The organism is Cupriavidus agavae (genome assembly GCF_004217045.1).
GTDB classification, from domain to species: Bacteria; Pseudomonadota; Gammaproteobacteria; order Burkholderiales; family Burkholderiaceae; genus Cupriavidus; species Cupriavidus agavae.
The window spans coordinates 1,607,564-1,624,923 of sequence record NZ_SGXM01000001.1 but is presented as its reverse complement, the minus strand read 5'-3'; the positions used below and the strand labels follow the sequence as shown (position 1 = coordinate 1,624,923).

General features: G+C 68.1%; 11 protein-coding genes and 1 pseudogene. 9 read left to right on the top strand and 3 right to left on the bottom strand.

From position 1 onward, the window contains the following. Positions 1-22: 22 nt before the first annotated feature. Positions 23-1,138: a chorismate synthase gene (gene aroC, locus EV147_RS07325; protein WP_130390434.1), complete on the top strand. Its 1,116-nt coding sequence runs from the start codon at positions 23-25 to the stop codon at positions 1,136-1,138. Further along, positions 1,072-2,423, top strand: a pseudogene (locus tag EV147_RS07320) (MFS transporter); the annotation flags it as partial. The gene aroC and the pseudogene EV147_RS07320, both read left to right, overlap by 67 nt. Here the strand turns inward: EV147_RS07320 and EV147_RS07315 are convergent. After that, complete coding sequence (locus EV147_RS07315; RefSeq protein WP_130390433.1) at positions 2,345-3,451, bottom strand: NAD(P)/FAD-dependent oxidoreductase; 1,107 nt, start codon at positions 3,449-3,451, stop codon at positions 2,345-2,347. The pseudogene EV147_RS07320 and the gene EV147_RS07315 overlap by 79 nt on opposite strands. A 47-nt stretch (positions 3,452-3,498) precedes the next feature. Further along, positions 3,499-4,200 carry a FadR/GntR family transcriptional regulator gene (locus EV147_RS07310; protein WP_130390432.1) on the bottom strand — a complete coding sequence of 234 codons (702 nt, stop codon included), beginning with the start codon at positions 4,198-4,200 and terminating at the stop codon, positions 3,499-3,501. A 299-nt stretch (positions 4,201-4,499) separates the two neighbouring features. Between EV147_RS07310 and EV147_RS07305 the strand changes: the two genes are divergently transcribed. The 7 genes from EV147_RS07305 to torA (EV147_RS07275) all read left to right on the top strand — a co-directional run bounded on the left by EV147_RS07305 (position 4,500) and on the right by torA (EV147_RS07275) (position 15,319). After that, a complete protein-coding gene (locus EV147_RS07305) occupies positions 4,500-5,435 on the top strand; it encodes a flagellar brake protein (protein WP_130390431.1) in 936 nt (311 codons plus the stop codon). 195 nt (positions 5,436-5,630) lie between these two features. After that, positions 5,631-7,241: a c-type cytochrome gene (locus EV147_RS07300; protein ID WP_130390430.1), complete on the top strand. Its 1,611-nt coding sequence runs from the start codon at positions 5,631-5,633 to the stop codon at positions 7,239-7,241. Next, positions 7,238-7,906: a TorD/DmsD family molecular chaperone gene (locus EV147_RS07295; RefSeq protein WP_130390429.1), complete on the top strand. Its 669-nt coding sequence runs from the start codon at positions 7,238-7,240 to the stop codon at positions 7,904-7,906. The genes EV147_RS07300 and EV147_RS07295 overlap by 4 nt, the downstream gene beginning before the upstream one ends. Then, positions 7,896-10,385 (top strand): trimethylamine-N-oxide reductase TorA, encoded by a 2,490-nt coding sequence (torA, locus tag EV147_RS07290; protein WP_130390428.1) that lies wholly within the window; start codon positions 7,896-7,898, stop codon positions 10,383-10,385. Before EV147_RS07295 ends, torA (EV147_RS07290) begins: the two co-directional genes overlap by 11 nt. 185 nt (positions 10,386-10,570) lie before the next feature. Beyond that, positions 10,571-12,178 (top strand): c-type cytochrome, encoded by a 1,608-nt coding sequence (locus EV147_RS07285; RefSeq protein ID WP_130390427.1) that lies wholly within the window; start codon positions 10,571-10,573, stop codon positions 12,176-12,178. Continuing rightward, positions 12,175-12,834: a TorD/DmsD family molecular chaperone gene (locus tag EV147_RS07280; RefSeq protein ID WP_130390426.1), complete on the top strand. Its 660-nt coding sequence runs from the start codon at positions 12,175-12,177 to the stop codon at positions 12,832-12,834. The genes EV147_RS07285 and EV147_RS07280 overlap by 4 nt, the downstream gene beginning before the upstream one ends. Next, complete coding sequence (torA, locus tag EV147_RS07275) at positions 12,824-15,319, top strand: trimethylamine-N-oxide reductase TorA (RefSeq protein WP_130390425.1); 2,496 nt, start codon at positions 12,824-12,826, stop codon at positions 15,317-15,319. Before EV147_RS07280 ends, torA (EV147_RS07275) begins: the two co-directional genes overlap by 11 nt. A 50-nt stretch (positions 15,320-15,369) precedes the next feature. On the opposite strand, the gene EV147_RS07270 is transcribed toward torA (EV147_RS07275), so the two are convergent. Beyond that, positions 15,370-17,049: an electron transfer flavoprotein-ubiquinone oxidoreductase gene (locus tag EV147_RS07270; RefSeq protein ID WP_130390424.1), complete on the bottom strand. Its 1,680-nt coding sequence runs from the start codon at positions 17,047-17,049 to the stop codon at positions 15,370-15,372. Positions 17,050-17,360: the final 311 nt, after the last annotated feature.

Below are 17,360 nucleotides of genomic sequence, written 5' to 3'. Positions count from 1 at the left end.
CAATTCCTGCGCGGTTTCGATCATGTCTGGCAATACTCTCGGCCTGCTTTTCACAGTCACCACCTTCGGCGAATCGCACGGGCCCGCGATTGGCGCGGTCGTCGATGGCTGCCCGCCGGGACTGTCGCTGACCGAGGCCGATATCCAGATCGACCTGGACCGCCGCAAGCCCGGCACCTCGCGCCACGTGACGCAGCGCCAGGAAGCCGACCAGGTTGAAATCCTCTCGGGCGTGTTCGAAGGCAAGACCACCGGCACGCCGATCTGCCTGCTGATCCGCAACACGGACCAGCGCAGCAAGGACTACGGCAATATCGTCGAGACCTTCCGCCCCGGGCACGCCGACTACACCTACTGGCACAAGTACGGCATCCGCGACTATCGTGGCGGCGGCCGCTCGTCGGCCCGCCTGACCGCGCCCGTGGTGGCCGCGGCCGCCATTGCGAAGAAATGGCTGCGCGAGCAGTACGGCACCGAGATTCGCGGCTACATGTCGCAGCTTGGCGAGGTGGAAGTGCCGTTCACCGACTGGAAGCATGTGCCGGAGAACCCGTTCTTTGCGGCGAACGCCGACATCGTGCCCGAGCTGGAAACCTACATGGATGCGCTGCGCAAGGATGGCGACTCCGTGGGTGCCCGGATCGAGGTGGTGGCCAGCGGCGTGCCGGTGGGGCTGGGCGAGCCGCTGTTCGACAAGCTGGACGCCGATATCGCCCACGCGATGATGGGCATCAATGCGGTCAAGGGCGTGGAGATCGGCGCCGGCTTCGACAGCGTGGCGCAGCGCGGCACGGTCCATGGCGACGAACTGACGCCAAACGGCTTCCGCACCAACAATGCCGGGGGCGTGCTCGGCGGGATCTCGACCGGGCAGGACGTCACGGTGTCGCTGGCCATCAAGCCGACGTCGAGCATCCGCACCGCGCGGGAATCGATCGACAAGGGGGGCAACAGCGCCAGCGTCGAGACATTTGGCCGGCACGACCCGTGCGTGGGCATCCGCGCCACGCCGATCGCCGAGGCCATGCTGGCACTGGTGCTGATGGACCACGCGCTGCGCCACCGGGCGCAATGCGGCGATGTCCACGTCGATACCCCGCGCATCCCGGCCCATATCCCGGTCCAGGACACCCCCTGAGAGACGCCCTGGGCACGACCACGGCCTCGCCGGGATCGATCGACGGGGCCACCTACCTTCGCTTCGGGCTGTTCTACCTCGGCTACTACGCCTATGTCGGCGTCATTTCGCCGTATGTGAGCCTGTTCTTCGCCGATCGCGGCTTCTCGCCGGTGCAGATCGGCGTGCTGATGGCGTGCTTCCAGTTGAGCCGCATTGTTGGCCCCTACCTCTGGGGCTGGCTGTCCGATGTCATGCACACGCGGGTCAAGCTGCTGCGGCTGGCGGCCGTGACGGCGCTGCTTGCCTTCCTGGCCGTGCCGGGCATCACGAGCTACGGCGGCATGATGGCGATGATGATCGGGCTCAACCTGATCACCAGCGCCATGTCACCGCTCGGTGACGCGCTGACGATCTCCACGCTGCGCCGCCACGGCGCCTTCGACCATCGCTATGGCCGCGTGCGCATGTTCGGCTCGGTCGGCTTCATCGCGGCCGTGCTGACCGGTGGTGCGCTGTTCGAGCACTTCGGCATGCCGGCCTTCCCGTGGCTGGCCAGTGCCACGCTGGCACTGTTCGCCGTGGTGGTGTTCGGCATGCGCGATGCCGCCGACGAGGGCCCGCGCGTCAGGCCACCGCCCGCGCTGCCGCTGCTGCGGCGCCCTGACGTGGCCTGGTTCCTGGCTTCGGCCTTCCTGATGATGTTCGCGCACGCGGCGCTCTACGTGTTCTATTCGCTGTACCTGGAGCAACTGGGCTACAGCAAGCTGGCCATTGGCGCGATGTGGACCATCGGCGTGGTGGCGGAAATCGTGTTCTTCTTCTATCAGGGGCGGCTGTTCGGCGCGCTGGCGCTACGGACCATCCTGGCCGGCACGTTCGTGCTGGCCGCGCTGCGCTTCGGGCTGACCGGATATTTCACCCAGTTCGTCTGGTTGATGGCCGTGGTGCAGATCCTCCACGCCGCCACGTTCGGCGCGCACCACAGCGCCAGCCTCAAGCGCCTGCAGCGCTGGTTCGCCGGGCCGCTGCAGGGCCGTGGCCAGGCGCTCTACACCGGCATCTCGTACGGCCTCGGCGGCACGCTGGGCGGGCTGGCGATGGGCTGGACGTGGAAGACGCTGGCGCCGATGCACACATTCGGGCTGGCGGCCGCGGCGGCACTGGTGGGGGCAGGTTGCGCGGCGATGAGTTTCCGGGGCGAGGGTCAGGATTGACCCCGGCCTTTCATCGCTGCAGCAGCGCGGCCACCCGTTCCCCGATCGCCAATGACGACGTCAGCCCCGGCGATTCGATTCCGAACAGGTTCACCAGCCCCGGCACGCCATGCGTCGCGGGGCCGTCGATGCGGAAATCCGCCGCGGTCTCTCCCGGCCCGCTGATCTTCGGGCGGATGCCCGCGTAGCCCGGCTGCAGCGCGCCATCGGCCAGCCCCGGCCAGTAGCGGCGGACCTCGTCATAGAAGCTGTCGGCGTCGTGCGGCGGCACGCTGTACTCGATGTCGTCGATCCAGCGCACGTTGGGGCCGAAGCGCGCCTGGCCGCCCAGGTCCAGCGTCAGATGCACGCCCAGCCCCGCCGCTTCGGGCACCGGGTAGATCAGGCGCGAGAACGGCGCGCGGCCCGCCAGCGTGAAATAACAGCCCTTGGCGTAGAACTGGGGCGGAATGTGCCCGGCGGGCATGCCGTCGATGCGGCGCGCCAGTTCGGGGGCCGTCAGGCCAGCCGAATTGATCACGGTGCGCGCCAGCAGCGTGGTGCTGCCTTCGGCGCCGCCAACTTCCAGGCGGATGCCGTCCGGCGTCACCGCGCCGGACAGCACCGGCGACTGCACGGCCAGCATCGCGCCGGCCTGCTCGGCGTCGCCCAGCAGCGCCGTCATCAGCCCGTGGCTGTCGATGATGCCGGTCGAGGGCGACAGCAGCGCCGCGTGGCATTCGAGTTGGGGTTCCAGCGCGCGGGCCTCGTCGCGGGTCAGCAACTGCATGTCGTGGACGCCGTTGGCCTCGGCCTTGGCGCGAATGCCGGCCAGCGTGGCCACCTGTGCCTCGCTGGTGGCCACGATCAGCTTGCCGCAGCGCTGGTGGGTCACGTGATGGCTCGCGCAGTAGTCGTAGAGCATGGCCTTGCCGCGTACGCACAGTTCGGCCTTCAGCGAACCGGCCGGATAGTAGATGCCGGCGTGGATCACCTCGCTGTTGCGCGCGCTCGTGATCGTGCCGAACGCATTCTCGGCTTCGAGAATGATGACCTCGCGGCCCTGCAGTGCCATGGCGCGGGCCACGGCCAGCCCCACCACCCCGGCGCCGATCACGACGCAATCTACGTGTTCCATCTGTCTGCTCCTGCTTTTCTGGCGTTTTTACGATTTGATTTGGCGATTCAGGCCAGGCCCATGCGTGCCGCCGCTGCCCCGAGGTGGGCCGTGGCCGCTGCACGGGCCGCCACCGGGTCGCCCAGCGCAATGGCGTCGGCCAGCGCCGCATGCTCGGCATCGGCCGCGCGTGGCGCGGCGCCGGTGGTCCGCAGGCGGGCGCTGTTCTCCCAGGCCCGCTGTCGGGCGGCCAGCAACTGCTGGCTCACGAAATCGGTCAGGCCCGTGAAACACGGGTTGTGGGCCGCCTGCGCAATGGCGTGGTGGAAGGCGATATCGGCCGCCGCGGCGCTCGGGAAATCGTCGGCCTGGCGCTGCATGGCGTCGAGCGCGTCGCGCATCGCGGCCACATCGGCGTCGGTCCGGCGCAGCGCCGCCATTTCGGCGCAGGCTGTTTCCACGACCCGGCGCAGCTCGAACAGCTGCGCCAGCGTGGGCCCGCCATCGGGCGCGCTGGCCAGGCGCCAGACCTGTCCGCCGGGCGTATCGGACACATAGGCGCCGGAGCCCTTGCGCGTGACCAGCACGCCATCGGCCTTGAGCAGCGCGATGGCCTCGCGCACGATCGGGCGGCTGACGTCGAATGTTTCGGCCAGCGTGGCCTCGGCGGGCAGGCGTGCGCCCGCGGCGAAGTGGCCCGCGGCAATGTCGTCGCGCAGCGTCTGGGCGATGCGGCTGGCCAGCGTGGCCGGGCGGGTGAGTCGGTCCATGGAACGTCCGTTCGGATGTCAGGCTGTCTGACAGCTTTTTTTGCGTTTGGCGATTTTGCGACGTAGGCTGGCTTGGGTCAAGGCCCGTTTGCCTTCCGCCGACGCTGCGCGAGGCCCGGGGGCGATGGCGGGGCGCCGCATCATGCCCCCATCGGGGGGTCAAGGTTCACGGACAACTGTCGATAGCTGACACATCCGGGTTGTGCACGGCCAAGCCCATGTGCCGGCCCGATCTCATCGATTTCCTCGCACCGGCGCCTGCCCGCGCCGGTGCGGCGCTTCATGGAGAGCCATCCGCCATGATCCCTCTGACTCCGCAGGACCTGCCCGTCGGGCAGCCGTTGCCGTGGTCGCTGCTCGACGGCCAGGGCAACCTGATGCTTGGCAGCGGCAGCATCATCCCCGATGCGCGCGACCTCGCGCTGATGTTCCGGCACGGCACGGTCTGCCGCCCGGACGACATGCCCGAGGCCGGCAACGAACCCGACGCCCGTGGCGCGTCGCGGCTGACCGCCGGGCCGCTCGGGCTCCAGGTCGGCACATTGCTGCACGTCAAGACGCCCGGCGACACGGCACGCGCCGCCGCGAGCCGGCTGATCGGCTTCATCGAGCACGGCCTGTTCGTGACCTGGCCCACGCTGGGCGGCCGCGAACTGACGATCAACGCCGGCGAAGACCTGCTGCTGCGCGGCTTCTCGGGCCACGCCATCCACAGCTTCACGTCCACGGTGACGGCGGTGTGCCGCAGCCCGTTCCGCTACCTGGTGCTGTCGGCGCCGGCCCAGACCGAGCAGATGCCGGTGCGCCGGGCCGCCCGGGTGCCAACCCGGCTGGCCGCCTATCTAGTGGAAAACCTGGAAGGCGCCGACGACGCGGCATCGGACGCCGCCGCCTTGCCGCCGACCGCGTGCCTCGACTCCTGCATGAGCGAAGGGCTGGCACGGCTGGGCCTGCTGTCCGACCTGAGCACGGGCGGCGCGCTGGTGCAGACGTCTTCTCCGGCGCCGGCCGTGGGCCAGCGCGTGCGGCTGCGCTTCCAGCTGCGCACGGCCTCGCTCGATACCGAGATCACGGTCGACGGCGCGGTGCGCAGCGCGCCGTCGCAGGACGATGACGAGTTCCCGGCGTTCGGCGTGGCATTCGACGCGCTGGGCGAGCGTGAGCTGACCCTGCTGCAGTGCTTCATCTACGAGCAACTGCTGGCCTCGACCTGCATGCCGGTGCAGGGCACCTGAGCGGGGCCGGCCCCCGGCGGCTGTCGCCTGCGCGCGACGCCGGCCGCGGGCGTGACCATGACGCGGCGCAAGGCCGCGGGGGCAGATTGCCTCAGACTATCGCGGCCATAGCAAGGCTTGCCGAGGGTCAATAACAACATTGGCGGCAGGGCATACGGTTACGGGCAATCACGGATTGCTCAACGAGGTAACCGCATGAAAACGAGAAGAAGGTCCCTGATCATGATCGCCGCCGTGGCGGTCATCGGCATCGCCGCTTTCCTGGTGCTCACGGCACCATCCACCTGGCGGCTCCTGCACGCCGCACGCGATGTCCCGGATGCATCCGTGCCCGATCTCAGGAACGGGCGCATCCAGTTTCTCGCCGGCGACTGCGCCACGTGCCACGCCTCGCCGGGCAAGGGCGACGAAACCCTGCTCGGCGGCGGGCGCTCGCTGGAAACAGCATTCGGCACCTTCCACATGCCCAACGTCTCGTCGGACGCCAGCGACGGCATCGGCGGATGGACGCTCGAACAGTTCATCATGGCCATGCGCGAAGGCGTGATCCCCGGCAAGGGCAACGCCTATCCGGCCTTTCCGTACACGTCATACCAGCGCATGTCGGCCAACGACCTGCGCGACCTGTTTGCCTACATGCAGTCGCTGCCGGCGGTGCCGGGCAAGGTGGCTGACCACGATCTGAGGTTCCCTTTCTCGATCCGGCGCGGCGTGGGGCTGTGGCGGCTGGCGTTCCTTGACGGCAAGCCCGTCGAGGACGACCCGACGCAGACCGAGCAATGGAACCGCGGCAGGTACCTGGTGGAAAGCTCGGCGCACTGCGTGGAGTGCCACTCCCCGCGCAACCTGATGGGCGCGGTGCCGTTCGCCAAACGCTTCGCGGGCGGCCCGAACCCCGAGGGTACTGGCTACATCCCCAATATCACGCAGGACGAAACGGGCATCGGCTACTGGTCGGTCAACGACATCGCCCGCTACCTGGAGGAAGGCGTCAATCCAATCGGCATCAAGGCCGGCGGGGACATGAAGGAAGTGGTGATGAACACGTCGCGGCTGTCCGAGGGTGACCGGCTGGCGATGGCGGTCTACCTGAAGTCGCTGCCCGGCGTGGATGCGCCCAATGCAGGCGCGCCGCAACCGAACCGGACGGGGGAGGTGGTACTGCTGCCGGAAGACCGCAGCCACGCGGGGCCGTCCCGGCTGGCGTCGCTGGCGGCGCCGCCCGCCGAACTGGCCCGGCACGACGCGCTGTTCGTGGTGGCGCCCACGCCGTTCACGATCGAGGCCGGCGGCACGGGCGAGGACGGCAAGCTGCTCGGCGCCACGCGCGTGGCCGTGCTGGCCCGCGACGGCGGCCGCATGCAGGTGCGCGTCGATGGCTGGCAGCAGGACGGATCGGAGAGTGCGCTGTACGCGCTCAGGGGCCAGCGGATCATGCAGGCGGTGCTGTCGCCCGAAGCCATTGCCAGGGCCGAGCGCAAGCAGACCGTGCGCGACGCCGAAACCGGACAGGACTGGCACGAGACGAGCCTGACGGTGTGGATCCAGCCCGCCGGGTTGTCGGCCGACCTGGCCCAACTCTGGAAGCATGCCGACGAGACCTATCGCCAGTCGTGCGCCTCGTGCCACGCGCTGCCGCATTCGAACGAGTATCTGGCAAATCAGTGGATCGGCACGCTCGGGGCGATGAAGCGCTATACGTCGCTTGACGATGCCGAGTACCGGCTGATGCTGGCCTGGCTGCAGAACCACTCGAAGGACGTGGGCGGAGCGCACGACGAGACACCGCACGGCAGGGCGCAATGATCGGGCACGGCAAACCGGACAAACCGGACAAATCGGACTGGGCGCCACGCGAGATCTGCGCGGCGATGCTCGAACGGATCGCCGCCTGGCTCGACGAGCCGCCGAGCGAGCCGACCATCGCGCAGTTGCAGTCGCCGGAGGGACAGGTGCTGCTTGACGCCATCGCGCAGGAATTCGACGCCAGGGCGGCCATCGCCCAGTTGCGTGCGGCGCTGGCGGCCGGGCCGGCGTCGACGCTGGCGCTCGACATCGCGGTGGACTGGACCCGCCTGTTCGAGGGTGTCATGGGCGCGCCGACCGTGCCGCTCTATGAAAGCGCCTACGCGGACGACCCGGCCAGGCCGGCCGCGCGGCTGTTCGGCTGCGCAGTCGACGAGATGAACGAACTGCTGGTGCGCTTCGACGTCTCGCTGGCATCGCAGCGCGAACCCGCCGATCACGTGTCGGTGGAGCTTGCGCTGTACGCGGTGCTGCTGCGGCGCCACGACGCGGATGGCATCGCGCTGATGCGCGAGCGGCTGTCGCGCTGGGTGCCCGCGCTGATCGAACTGTGCCGCCTGAACGACCCCGGCGGGTTTCATGGCGCCGTCGCCAGTCTGCTCGGCGTGCTGCTGCAGCACGCACCGGGCCTCGAATCACAAGAATGGAGTCACCATGCCGAATGAGAATAACTACCGTGACACGGGCGCATCGGGCGTCTCGCGCCGTCGTTTCATCCAGGGCGCCCTGGCTACCGGCGCACTCGGCGCCGCCAGCCCCGCATTGCTGGCTGCCGGCGCCCGCGCGCAGGGCGCGGGCGGCAATGCCGAGATACTGACCGGCTCGCACTGGGGCGCGTTCTACGCCAAGGTGGAAGGTGGCCGCGTGACGGGCCTGCGGCCATGGGAGAAGGATCCGCGCCCGTCGCACATGCTGCCGGGGGTGCTGGATTCGATCTATTCCCCCACCCGTATCCGCTATCCGATGGTGCGGCGTGCCTGGCTCGAACACGGCCCGGGAGCCGACACGGCAGGGCGGGGCAAGGGCGATTTCGTGCGCGTGAGCTGGGAGAAGGCGCTCGACCTGGTGGCGAAGGAACTTGACCGCGTGCGCCGCAAGCACGGGCCGACGTCGATCTTCGCCGGTTCGTACGGCTGGAAGAGCCCGGGCAAGCTGCACAACTGCCAGACGCTGCTGTCGCGGGCGCTGACCGTGAACGGCGGCTTCGTAAGCCGCAGCGGCGACTATTCGACTGGGGCAGCGCAGGTGATCCTGCCGTACGTGGTTGGCTCGATCGATGTCTACGAGCAGCCCACGGTCTGGCCGGTGGTGGTGGAGCACACCGAGCTGCTGGTGTTCTGGGGCGCGGACCCGGTGGTCACGAACCAGATCGGCTGGCAGGTGCCGGACCATGGCGCCTTTCCGGCCATGGATGCCGTCAAGCAGAAGGGCATCAAGGTGCTCTGCATCGACCCGGTGCGCAACGATACCTGCCGGTTCTTCGGCGCCGAGTGGCTGGCCCCGCGCCCGCAGACCGACGTGGCGCTGATGCTCGGCATTGCCCACACGCTCTACACCGAGAACCTGCACGACGCCAAGTTCCTGGCGCGCTATACCACCGGTTTCGACCGCTTCGTGCCGTACCTGACCGGCAAGTCGGACGGCGTGCCCAAGGACGCCAAGTGGGCATCGGAAATCTGCGAGATTCCTGCCGATACGATTCGTGACCTGGCACGGCGCTTTGCGTCAAAGCGGACCATGCTGGCCGGTGGCTGGTCGATCCAGCGCCAGCACCACGGCGAGCAGGCGCACTGGATGATGGTGACGCTGGCGGCCATGCTGGGCCAGATCGGGCTGCCCGGCGGGGGCTATGGTTTCACATACCACTACGCCAATGGCGGCAGCCCCACGGCCACGGGTCCGGTGCTGCCGGGCATCGTCGGCGGCGCCAAGCCGCCGCCGGGCTCGGAGTGGCTCGAAGCGGGCGGCACCGAGACGATTCCGGTGGCGCGCGTGGTCGAAATGCTGGAGAACCCGGGCAAGCCCTACGACCACAACGGCCGGCGGGCGAACTACCCGGACGTGCGGCTGGCGTACTGGGTGGGCGGCAACCCGTTCATGCACCATCAGGACCGCAACCGGATGCTGAAGGCGTGGCAGAAGCTCGACACCTTCATCGTGCACGACTTCCAGTGGACCGCCACGGCGCGCCATGCCGATATCGTGCTGCCGTGTACCACCTCGTACGAGCGCAACGATATCGAGGGAATTGGCGATTATGCGATGAGCCACATCCTGGCGATGCGCAAGGTCATCGATCCGGTCTACGAGTCGCGCAACGACTACGACATCTTCGCGTCGATCTGCGAGCGCCTCGGCACCGGCAAGGCCTTCACCGAAGGCCGCGACGAAATGGGCTGGATTCGCTCGTTCTACGAAGCGGCACGGGTCCAGGCGCGCGGCAAGCGCATGGAAATGCCGGTGTTCGACGTGTTCTGGAACAGCAACAAGCCGCTGGCCTTCCCGATCAGCGAGGAAGCGAAGGGCTATATCCGGCACAAGTCGTTCCGCGACGATCCGCTGCTCAATGCGCTGGGTACGGCCTCCGGGCGTATCGAGATCTACTCGTCCAACATCGCGCGGATGAAGTACGACGACTGCCCGCCGCACCCCACCTGGATGGAGCCCATCGAGCGCCTGGGCGGGCCGACCACGAAATACCCGCTGCACATCGTGTCGAGCCATCCCAAGAGCCGGCTGCATTCGCAGCTCTGCGGCACGGTGCTGCGCGAAAGCTACGCCATCCAGGGCCGCGAGCCGTGCCTGATGAACCCGGAGGATGCGCGCAGGCGGGGCATCGCCGATGGCGACCTCGTGCGTGTGTTCAACGACCGGGGGCAGATGCTGGCCGGGGTCAGGCTGACCGACGATATCCGGCCCGGCGCGATCCGCGTTTGCGAGGGCGCGTGGTATGACCCGGCAGAGGGTGGCAAGCCGGGCACGCTGTGCCGGTATGGCGACGTGAACAACCTGACTACCGGCATCGGCACGTCGAAGCTCGCCCAGGCCAATTGCGGGCACACGGCGATGGCCGACGTGGAGAAGTTCAAGGGCACGCCGCCGCCCGTGGAGGTGTTCAAGGCCCCGCGCGGGGCAGGCGGCTGAAGCGCTGAAAAGTCAGGAATTGCCAATGAGAGACGCCGGTCAGTGACCGGCGTTTTTTTGCGCGCGGACCGAGTCTGCGGCGTCGTTTTTCACGTTTTCACACTCTCCCCCTGTGTGACGCATTGTCGGGAACACTACGGCATGCCCGGAGGGCAGCGGGCTCCAGCAACCAGGGAGGTGGTGCCATGAAAAAGAGAGCGTCCCCACGCATCGTTCTTCTGGTGATCGTGCTGATCGCCATCGGCGCGTTCTTCGCGCTGACGGCACCGTCGACCTGGCGGCTGCTGCACGCCTCGCGCGACCTGCCCGACGCCGCCCCGCCCGATCTTGCCAACGGCCGCACGATGTTCCTGGCCGGCGACTGCGCCACGTGCCACGCGTCGCCGGGCAAGAACGAGGAAACGCTGCTCGGCGGCGGCCGGGCGCTGGAGACGCCGTTCGGCACCTTCCATATGCCCAATATCTCGCCCGACCCCGGCGATGGCATTGGCCGCTGGACGCTCGAACAGTTCGTGACGGCGATGCGCGAAGGGGTATTGCCCGACAAGGGGCACGCGTACCCGGCGTTCCCGTACACCTCGTACCAGCGCATGTCCGCCAACGACCTGCGCGATCTGTTCGGATACTTGCAGACGCTGCCGCCGGAGGTCGGCGCGGCGCCCGACCACGACCTGCACTTCCCGTACTCGATGCGGCGCGGCGTGGGCCTGTGGCGGCTGATGTTCCTCGATGGCAAGCCGCTCGACGCATCCGTGCCGGACAAGAGCGCCGCGTGGCACCGGGGCCGCGCGCTGGTGGAGGGCCCCGGACACTGTGTGGAGTGCCACTCGCCGCGCAACGCCATGGGTGCCGTGCCGCTGGGACGGCGCTTCTCGGGCGGGCCCAATGTGGAAGGCACCGGCTACATCCCCAACATCACGCCCGACGAGACCGGCATTGGGTATTGGTCGGTGCACGACATCGCGCGCTATCTGGCCGAAGGCGTGACCCCGATCGCCATGAAGGCGGGCGGCGACATGAAGGAGGTGATCGCCAACACCTCGCGGCTGCATGCCGACGACCGGCTCGCCATGGCCGAGTACCTGAAATCGCTGCCGCCGGTGGACGCGCCCAACGCCGGCCAGCCGAAGCCGAACCGGACCGACGAGATCGTGATGCTGCCAGCGGCACACGCGGCCGCCGGGCCGTCGCGGCTCGACGCGCTCGCGGCGTCGCCCGACCAGCAGGCCAGGGCGCAGGCGCTCTATGTCATTTCGCCCACGCCATTCGTGCTCGCCCAGGCCCCGCAGCACACGGGCGAGGACGGCAAGCTGCTTGGCGCCACCAGGGTAACGGTGCTGTCGCGGCAGGAGGGCTGGTTGCAGGTGCGGGTCGATGGCTGGCAGGTGGAGGGCTCGGACAGCGTGATCTACGCGCTGCCGGGGCAGCGCATCCTCCAGGCGGTGCTGTCCGCCGAGGCGATTGCCTCGGTCCAGCGCTTGCGTACCGTCAAGCCCGAACACGCGGACCAGTCGTGGCATGAGGTGCGGCTGACGGTATGGATCGCCCAGAAGGGTCTTTCCGCCGATCTGGCCCAGTTGTGGCGCCACAGCGACGAGACCTTCCGCGCTACCTGCGCCACCTGCCACGCGCTGCCGCATCCCGAGGATTTCCTCGCCAACCAGTGGATCGGCACGCTCGGGGCGATGAAGCGCTACACGTCGCTCGACGATGCCGAGTACCGGCTCCTGCTGTCGTGGCTGCAGTACCACGCCAAGGACGTGGGCGCCGCCGCCCGGGGAGCGAAGCCATGATGACCGCCGACGCCGACGCCGCCAGCCTGCAGGCCTCGATGCTCGAATGGATGGCGGGCCTGCTGGCGGCCCCGCCCGGGGTGACCGAGGTGGCGATGCTGCGCACGCCAGAAGGGCGCCGGGTCTGCGAGGCGATGGCCGACGAACTGGGCTGCCACGACGCCATGCGCGAACTGTGGCGGGGGCTGGACGGGGGGACGGAGCGATCCGTCGAGACCGTGGCGCTCGATGTTTCCGTGGCCTACACCCGGCTGTTCGAAGGCGTGGCGGGGCCGCCGGCCGTATCGCTCTACGAGAGTTTCCATGCCACGGGCCCGGCTGCCACGGGCCAGCCCACGCCGCAGCTGTTCGGCCCGGCCGCCCACGAAATGGCCGATCTGCTAGGCCGCTACGACCTGTCCGTGGGTGACAGCCGCGAGCCGCCGGACCACGCGGCCATCGAACTGGCCTTCTACGCGGCGTTGCTGCGCGATGGCGATGCCGAAGGCGTGGCGCTGCTGCGCACGCGGCTGGCGGGCTGGATGCCGGCGTTTGTCGCCGGTTGCCGCCGGCACGATGCCGGCGGCTTCTACGGCGGACTTGCGCAATGTCTCGAAAGCCTGCTGGGGATGGGAGCCCCGGCCCCACAACGACAAGGGAGCCACGATGCCGAATGATTCCAACGACCATGACGACCATGGCGACCATGGCGCGAAGCTGACGCGCCGCCGCCTGATCCAGGCCGGGCTGGCGATGGGGGCGCTCGGCGCCGTACGCCCCGGCTTGCTGGTGCCGGGCGCCCGGGCGGCGCCGCCGGGGCCGGCCGAAGTCCTGACCGGCTCGCACTGGGGCGCGTTCTACATGCGCACCGAGCGCGGTCATGTGACGGGCATCCGGCCGTGGGAAGGCGATCCGCACCCTTCGCCACAACTGCCGGGCGTGCGCGATTCGATCTATTCGCCCACCCGCATCCGCTATCCGATGGTGCGGCGCGCCTGGCTCGAACACGGACCGGGCAGCGACAAGGCAGGGCGGGGCAAGGGCGACTTCGTGCGGGTGGATTGGGACAAGGCGCTCGACCTGGTGGCCAACGAACTGACGCGGGTACGCAAGCACTACGGGCCCACCTCGATCTTCGGTGGTTCGTATGGCTGGAAGAGCCCGGGCAAGCTGCACAACTGCCAGACGCTGCTGGCCCGCGCGCTGACGGTCAATGGCGGCTTTGTGAGCCGCAGCGGCGACTATTCGACCGGCGCGGCGCAGGTGATCCTGCCTTACGTGGTGGGATCGATCGATGTCTACGAGCAGCCCACGGTCTGGCCGGTGCTGGCCGAGCATACCGAGCTGATGGTGTTCTGGGCCGCCAACCCGATGGTCACGAACCAGATCGGCTGGCAGGTGCCGGACCACGGTGCCTATCCCGGCATGGAGGCACTCAGGCGCAGGGGCGTCCAGGTGATCTGCATCGATCCGCAGAAAACCGAGACGTGCCGCTTCTTCGGCGCCGAATGGCTGGCCCCGCGCCCGCAGACCGACGTGGCGATGATGCTCGGCATCGCCCACACGCTCTACACCGAGAACCTGCACGACGCCAAGTTCCTGGAACGCTACACCACCGGCTTCGATCAGTTCGTGCCGTACCTGACCGGCAAGTCCGATGGCAAGCCCAAGGACGCCCAGTGGGCATCGGATATCTGCGAGATTCCCGCCGACACGATCCGGGCGCTGGCACGGCGCTTTGCGTCGAAGCGCACCATGCTGGCGGCTGGCTGGTCGATCCAGCGCCAGCACCACGGCGAGCAGGCCCACTGGATGCTGGTGACGCTGGCGGCCATGCTGGGCCAGATCGGCCTGCCCGGCGGGGGCTACGGGTTCACGTACCACTATGCCAATGGTGGCAGTCCCACGGCCACCGGCCCGGTGCTGCCCGGCATTTCGGCCGGCGCCAAGCCGCCGCCGGGCTCGGAGTGGCTCGAAGCGGGCGGCACCGAGACGATTCCCGTCTCGCGCATCGTCGAGATGCTGGAGAACCCCGGCGGCGCCTACGACCACAACGGCAAGCGCGAGACCTATCCCGACATCCGCCTGGCGTACTGGGTGGGCGGCAACCCGTTCATGCACCACCAGGACCGCAACCGGATGATCAAGGCCTGGCAGAAGCTGGACACCTTCATCGTGCATGACTACCAGTGGACCGCCACGGCGCGCCATGCCGATATCGTGCTGCCGTGTACCACCTCGTACGAGCGCAACGATATCGAGGGAATTGGCGATTATGCGATGAGCCATATCCTGCCGATGCGCAAGGTCGTCGATCCGCTATTCGAGGCGCGCAACGACTACGACATCTTCACGGCGATCTGCGAGCGCATGGGCACCCGCTCGGCCTTTACCGAGGAGCGCGACGAGATGGGCTGGATCCGGGTCTTCTACGAGGCCGCGCGCATCCAGGCACGCGGCAAGCGCATGGAGATGCCGGTCTTCGACGTGTTCTGGAACAGCAACAAGCCACTGGCGTTCCCGATCAGCGAGGAAGCCAAGGGGTATATCCGTCACAAGGAGTTCCGCGACGATCCGCTGCTCAACGCGCTGGGCACGGCGTCGGGGCGCATCGAGATCTATTCCTCGAACATCGCGCACATGAAGTACGACGACTGCCCGCCGCATCCCACCTGGATGGAGCCGCTCGAACGGCTGGGCGGCACGGGCACCAAGTACCCGCTCCACGTCGTGTCCAGCCACCCGGCGGGGCGGCTGCATTCGCAACTATGCGGCACGGTGCTGCGCGAAACCTACGCGATCCACGGGCGCGAGCCGTGCCTGATGCATCCCGAGGACGCCCGGGCGCGCGGCATTGTCGACGGCGACGTGATCCGCGTGTTCAACGATCGCGGGCAGATGCTGGTGGGGGTGCGGCTGACCGACCAGATCCGGCGCGGCGCCATCCGGGTCTCGGAAGGGGGCTGGTACGATCCGGTCGAACCCGGCAAGCCCGGCACGCTGTGCCGGTACGGCGACGTGAACAACCTCACGTCGAACATTGCCACCTCGAAGCTGGCCAATGGCAACTGTGGCCATACGGCAATGGCCCAGGCGGAGAAATTCCACGGAACGCCGCCCGATGTGCAGGTCTTCCGGCCCCCGCCCGGCAGCAGCGCCTGAACCATGAAAAAACGCCGGCGCGGGGCCGGCGTCGTGTCGACATCGAGGGCTTACATGCCCACGTAGTTCGGGCCGCCGCCGCCTTCCGGCGTGACCCAGACGATGTTCTGGGTCGGGTCCTTGATGTCGCAGGTCTTGCAGTGCACGCAGTTCTGCGCGTTGATCTGCAGGCGCTCCTTGCCCTCGTCGTTCTGCACGAACTCGTACACGCCAGCCGGGCAGTAGCGGGCCTCGGGGCCGGCGTACTTTTCCCAGTTGATGTTCACGGGCACGCTGGCGTCCTTGAGCGTCAGGTGCGCCGGCTGGTTTTCCTCGTGGTTCGTGTTGCTGATGAATACCGAGGACAGGCGGTCGAAGGTCAGCTTGCCGTCCGGCTTCGGATACTCGATCTTCTGGCACTCGGCGGCCGGCTTCAGGTAGACGTGGTCCGGCTTCTCGCGGTGGATCGTCCACGGCGGGTTGCGGATGCCGAGCTTCGGCAGCAGCCACTGCTCGATACCGGTCATCAGCGTGGCCGTGGTGCGGCCCTTCTTGAACCACTGCTTGAAGTTCTTGGCCTGCAGCAGTTCCTTGTGCAGCCAGCTTTGCTCGAAGGCGGCCGGGTAGGCGCCCAGTTCGTCGTGCTGGCGGCCGGCCTGCAGCGCGTCGTACGCGGCCTCGGCGGCCAGCATGCCGGTCTTGATCGCGGCGTGGCTGCCCTTGATGCGCGAGGCGTTCAGGTAGCCGGCATCGCAGCCCACCAGCGCACCGCCCGGGAACACCGTCTTCGGCAGCGAAAGCAGGCCGCCGGCCGTGATGGCGCGGGCGCCGTAGCCAATGCGCTTGCCGCCCTCGAAATACTGGCGGATTTCCGGATGGGTCTTGAAACGCTGGAATTCCTCGAACGGCGACAGCCACGGGTTGGTGTAGTCGAGACCCACCACGAAGCCCACGGCCACCTTGTTGTCCTCCATGTGATAGAGGAACGAGCCGCCGTAGGTGGCAGGGTCCAGCGGCCAGCCGGCCGTGTGGACGACCAGGCCCGGCTGGTGCATGGCCGGATCGATTTCCCACAGTTCCTTGAGGCCGATGCCGTAGCTCTGGGGGTCCTTTCCGGCATCGAGCTTGTACCTGGCGATCAGTTGCTTGCCCAGGTGGCCACGGGCGCCTTCGGCAAAGATCGTGTACTTGGCGTGCAGCTCCATGCCGAGCTGGAAGTTCTCGGTGGGCTCGCCTTCCTTGTTGATGCCGAGGTTGCCGGTGGCCACGCCCTTGACCGAGCCGTCCTCGTTGTAGAGCACTTCGGCGGCCGGGAAGCCCGGGAAGATTTCCACGCCCAGCGCCTCGGCCTGCTGGCCCAGCCAGCGCACGAAGTTCGACAGGCTGACGATGTAGTTGCCTTCGTTGTGGAAGCACTCGGGCAGCAGCGGGGCGCCCTTGGAGCCGTTGGCGTCCAGGAACAGGAACTTGTCTTCGGTGACGGGCTGGTTCAGCGGCGCGCCGAGTTCCTTCCAGTTCGGGATCAGTTCGTTGAGCGCGATCGGGTCCATGATGGCGCCCGACAGGATGTGCGCGCCGGGCTCGGAGCCCTTTTCGAGCACGCAGACATTGACGTCGCTGCCTTTTTCCGCCGCCAGCTGCTTCAGGCGGATGGCCGTGGCCAGGCCGCCGGGGCCGCCGCCAACGATGACGACGTCGTACTCCATGGCTTCGCGCGGTCCGAACTGCTCGACGAGCTGTTGCTGATCCATTGTCTCTAACCCTCTGTTTCTTCTGGGCGGCAATACTGCCGCATGGTTGCAGCGCGTAACTTGCAGCGCGTGACGCGGAACTGCGGTTTGTGGGATGCGGTGAGCGTGCTCTGCGGAACCGGGAACGGGCGGGGAGCGAGGCGGGCGGCGGGCGCGTCCTTGTGCGCCGGTGGGTGCTTGCGCACGCGGACAAGGCGCTGCGAACAGGGCTGCCGGCGGATCACCGGGCCTGAACTAGGCGTTTTTCCTCTTTCCCTTTGGGGACCAAGTTCTTAGAATCTTCGGCATTGTCCGGGACTCGACACCCTCAG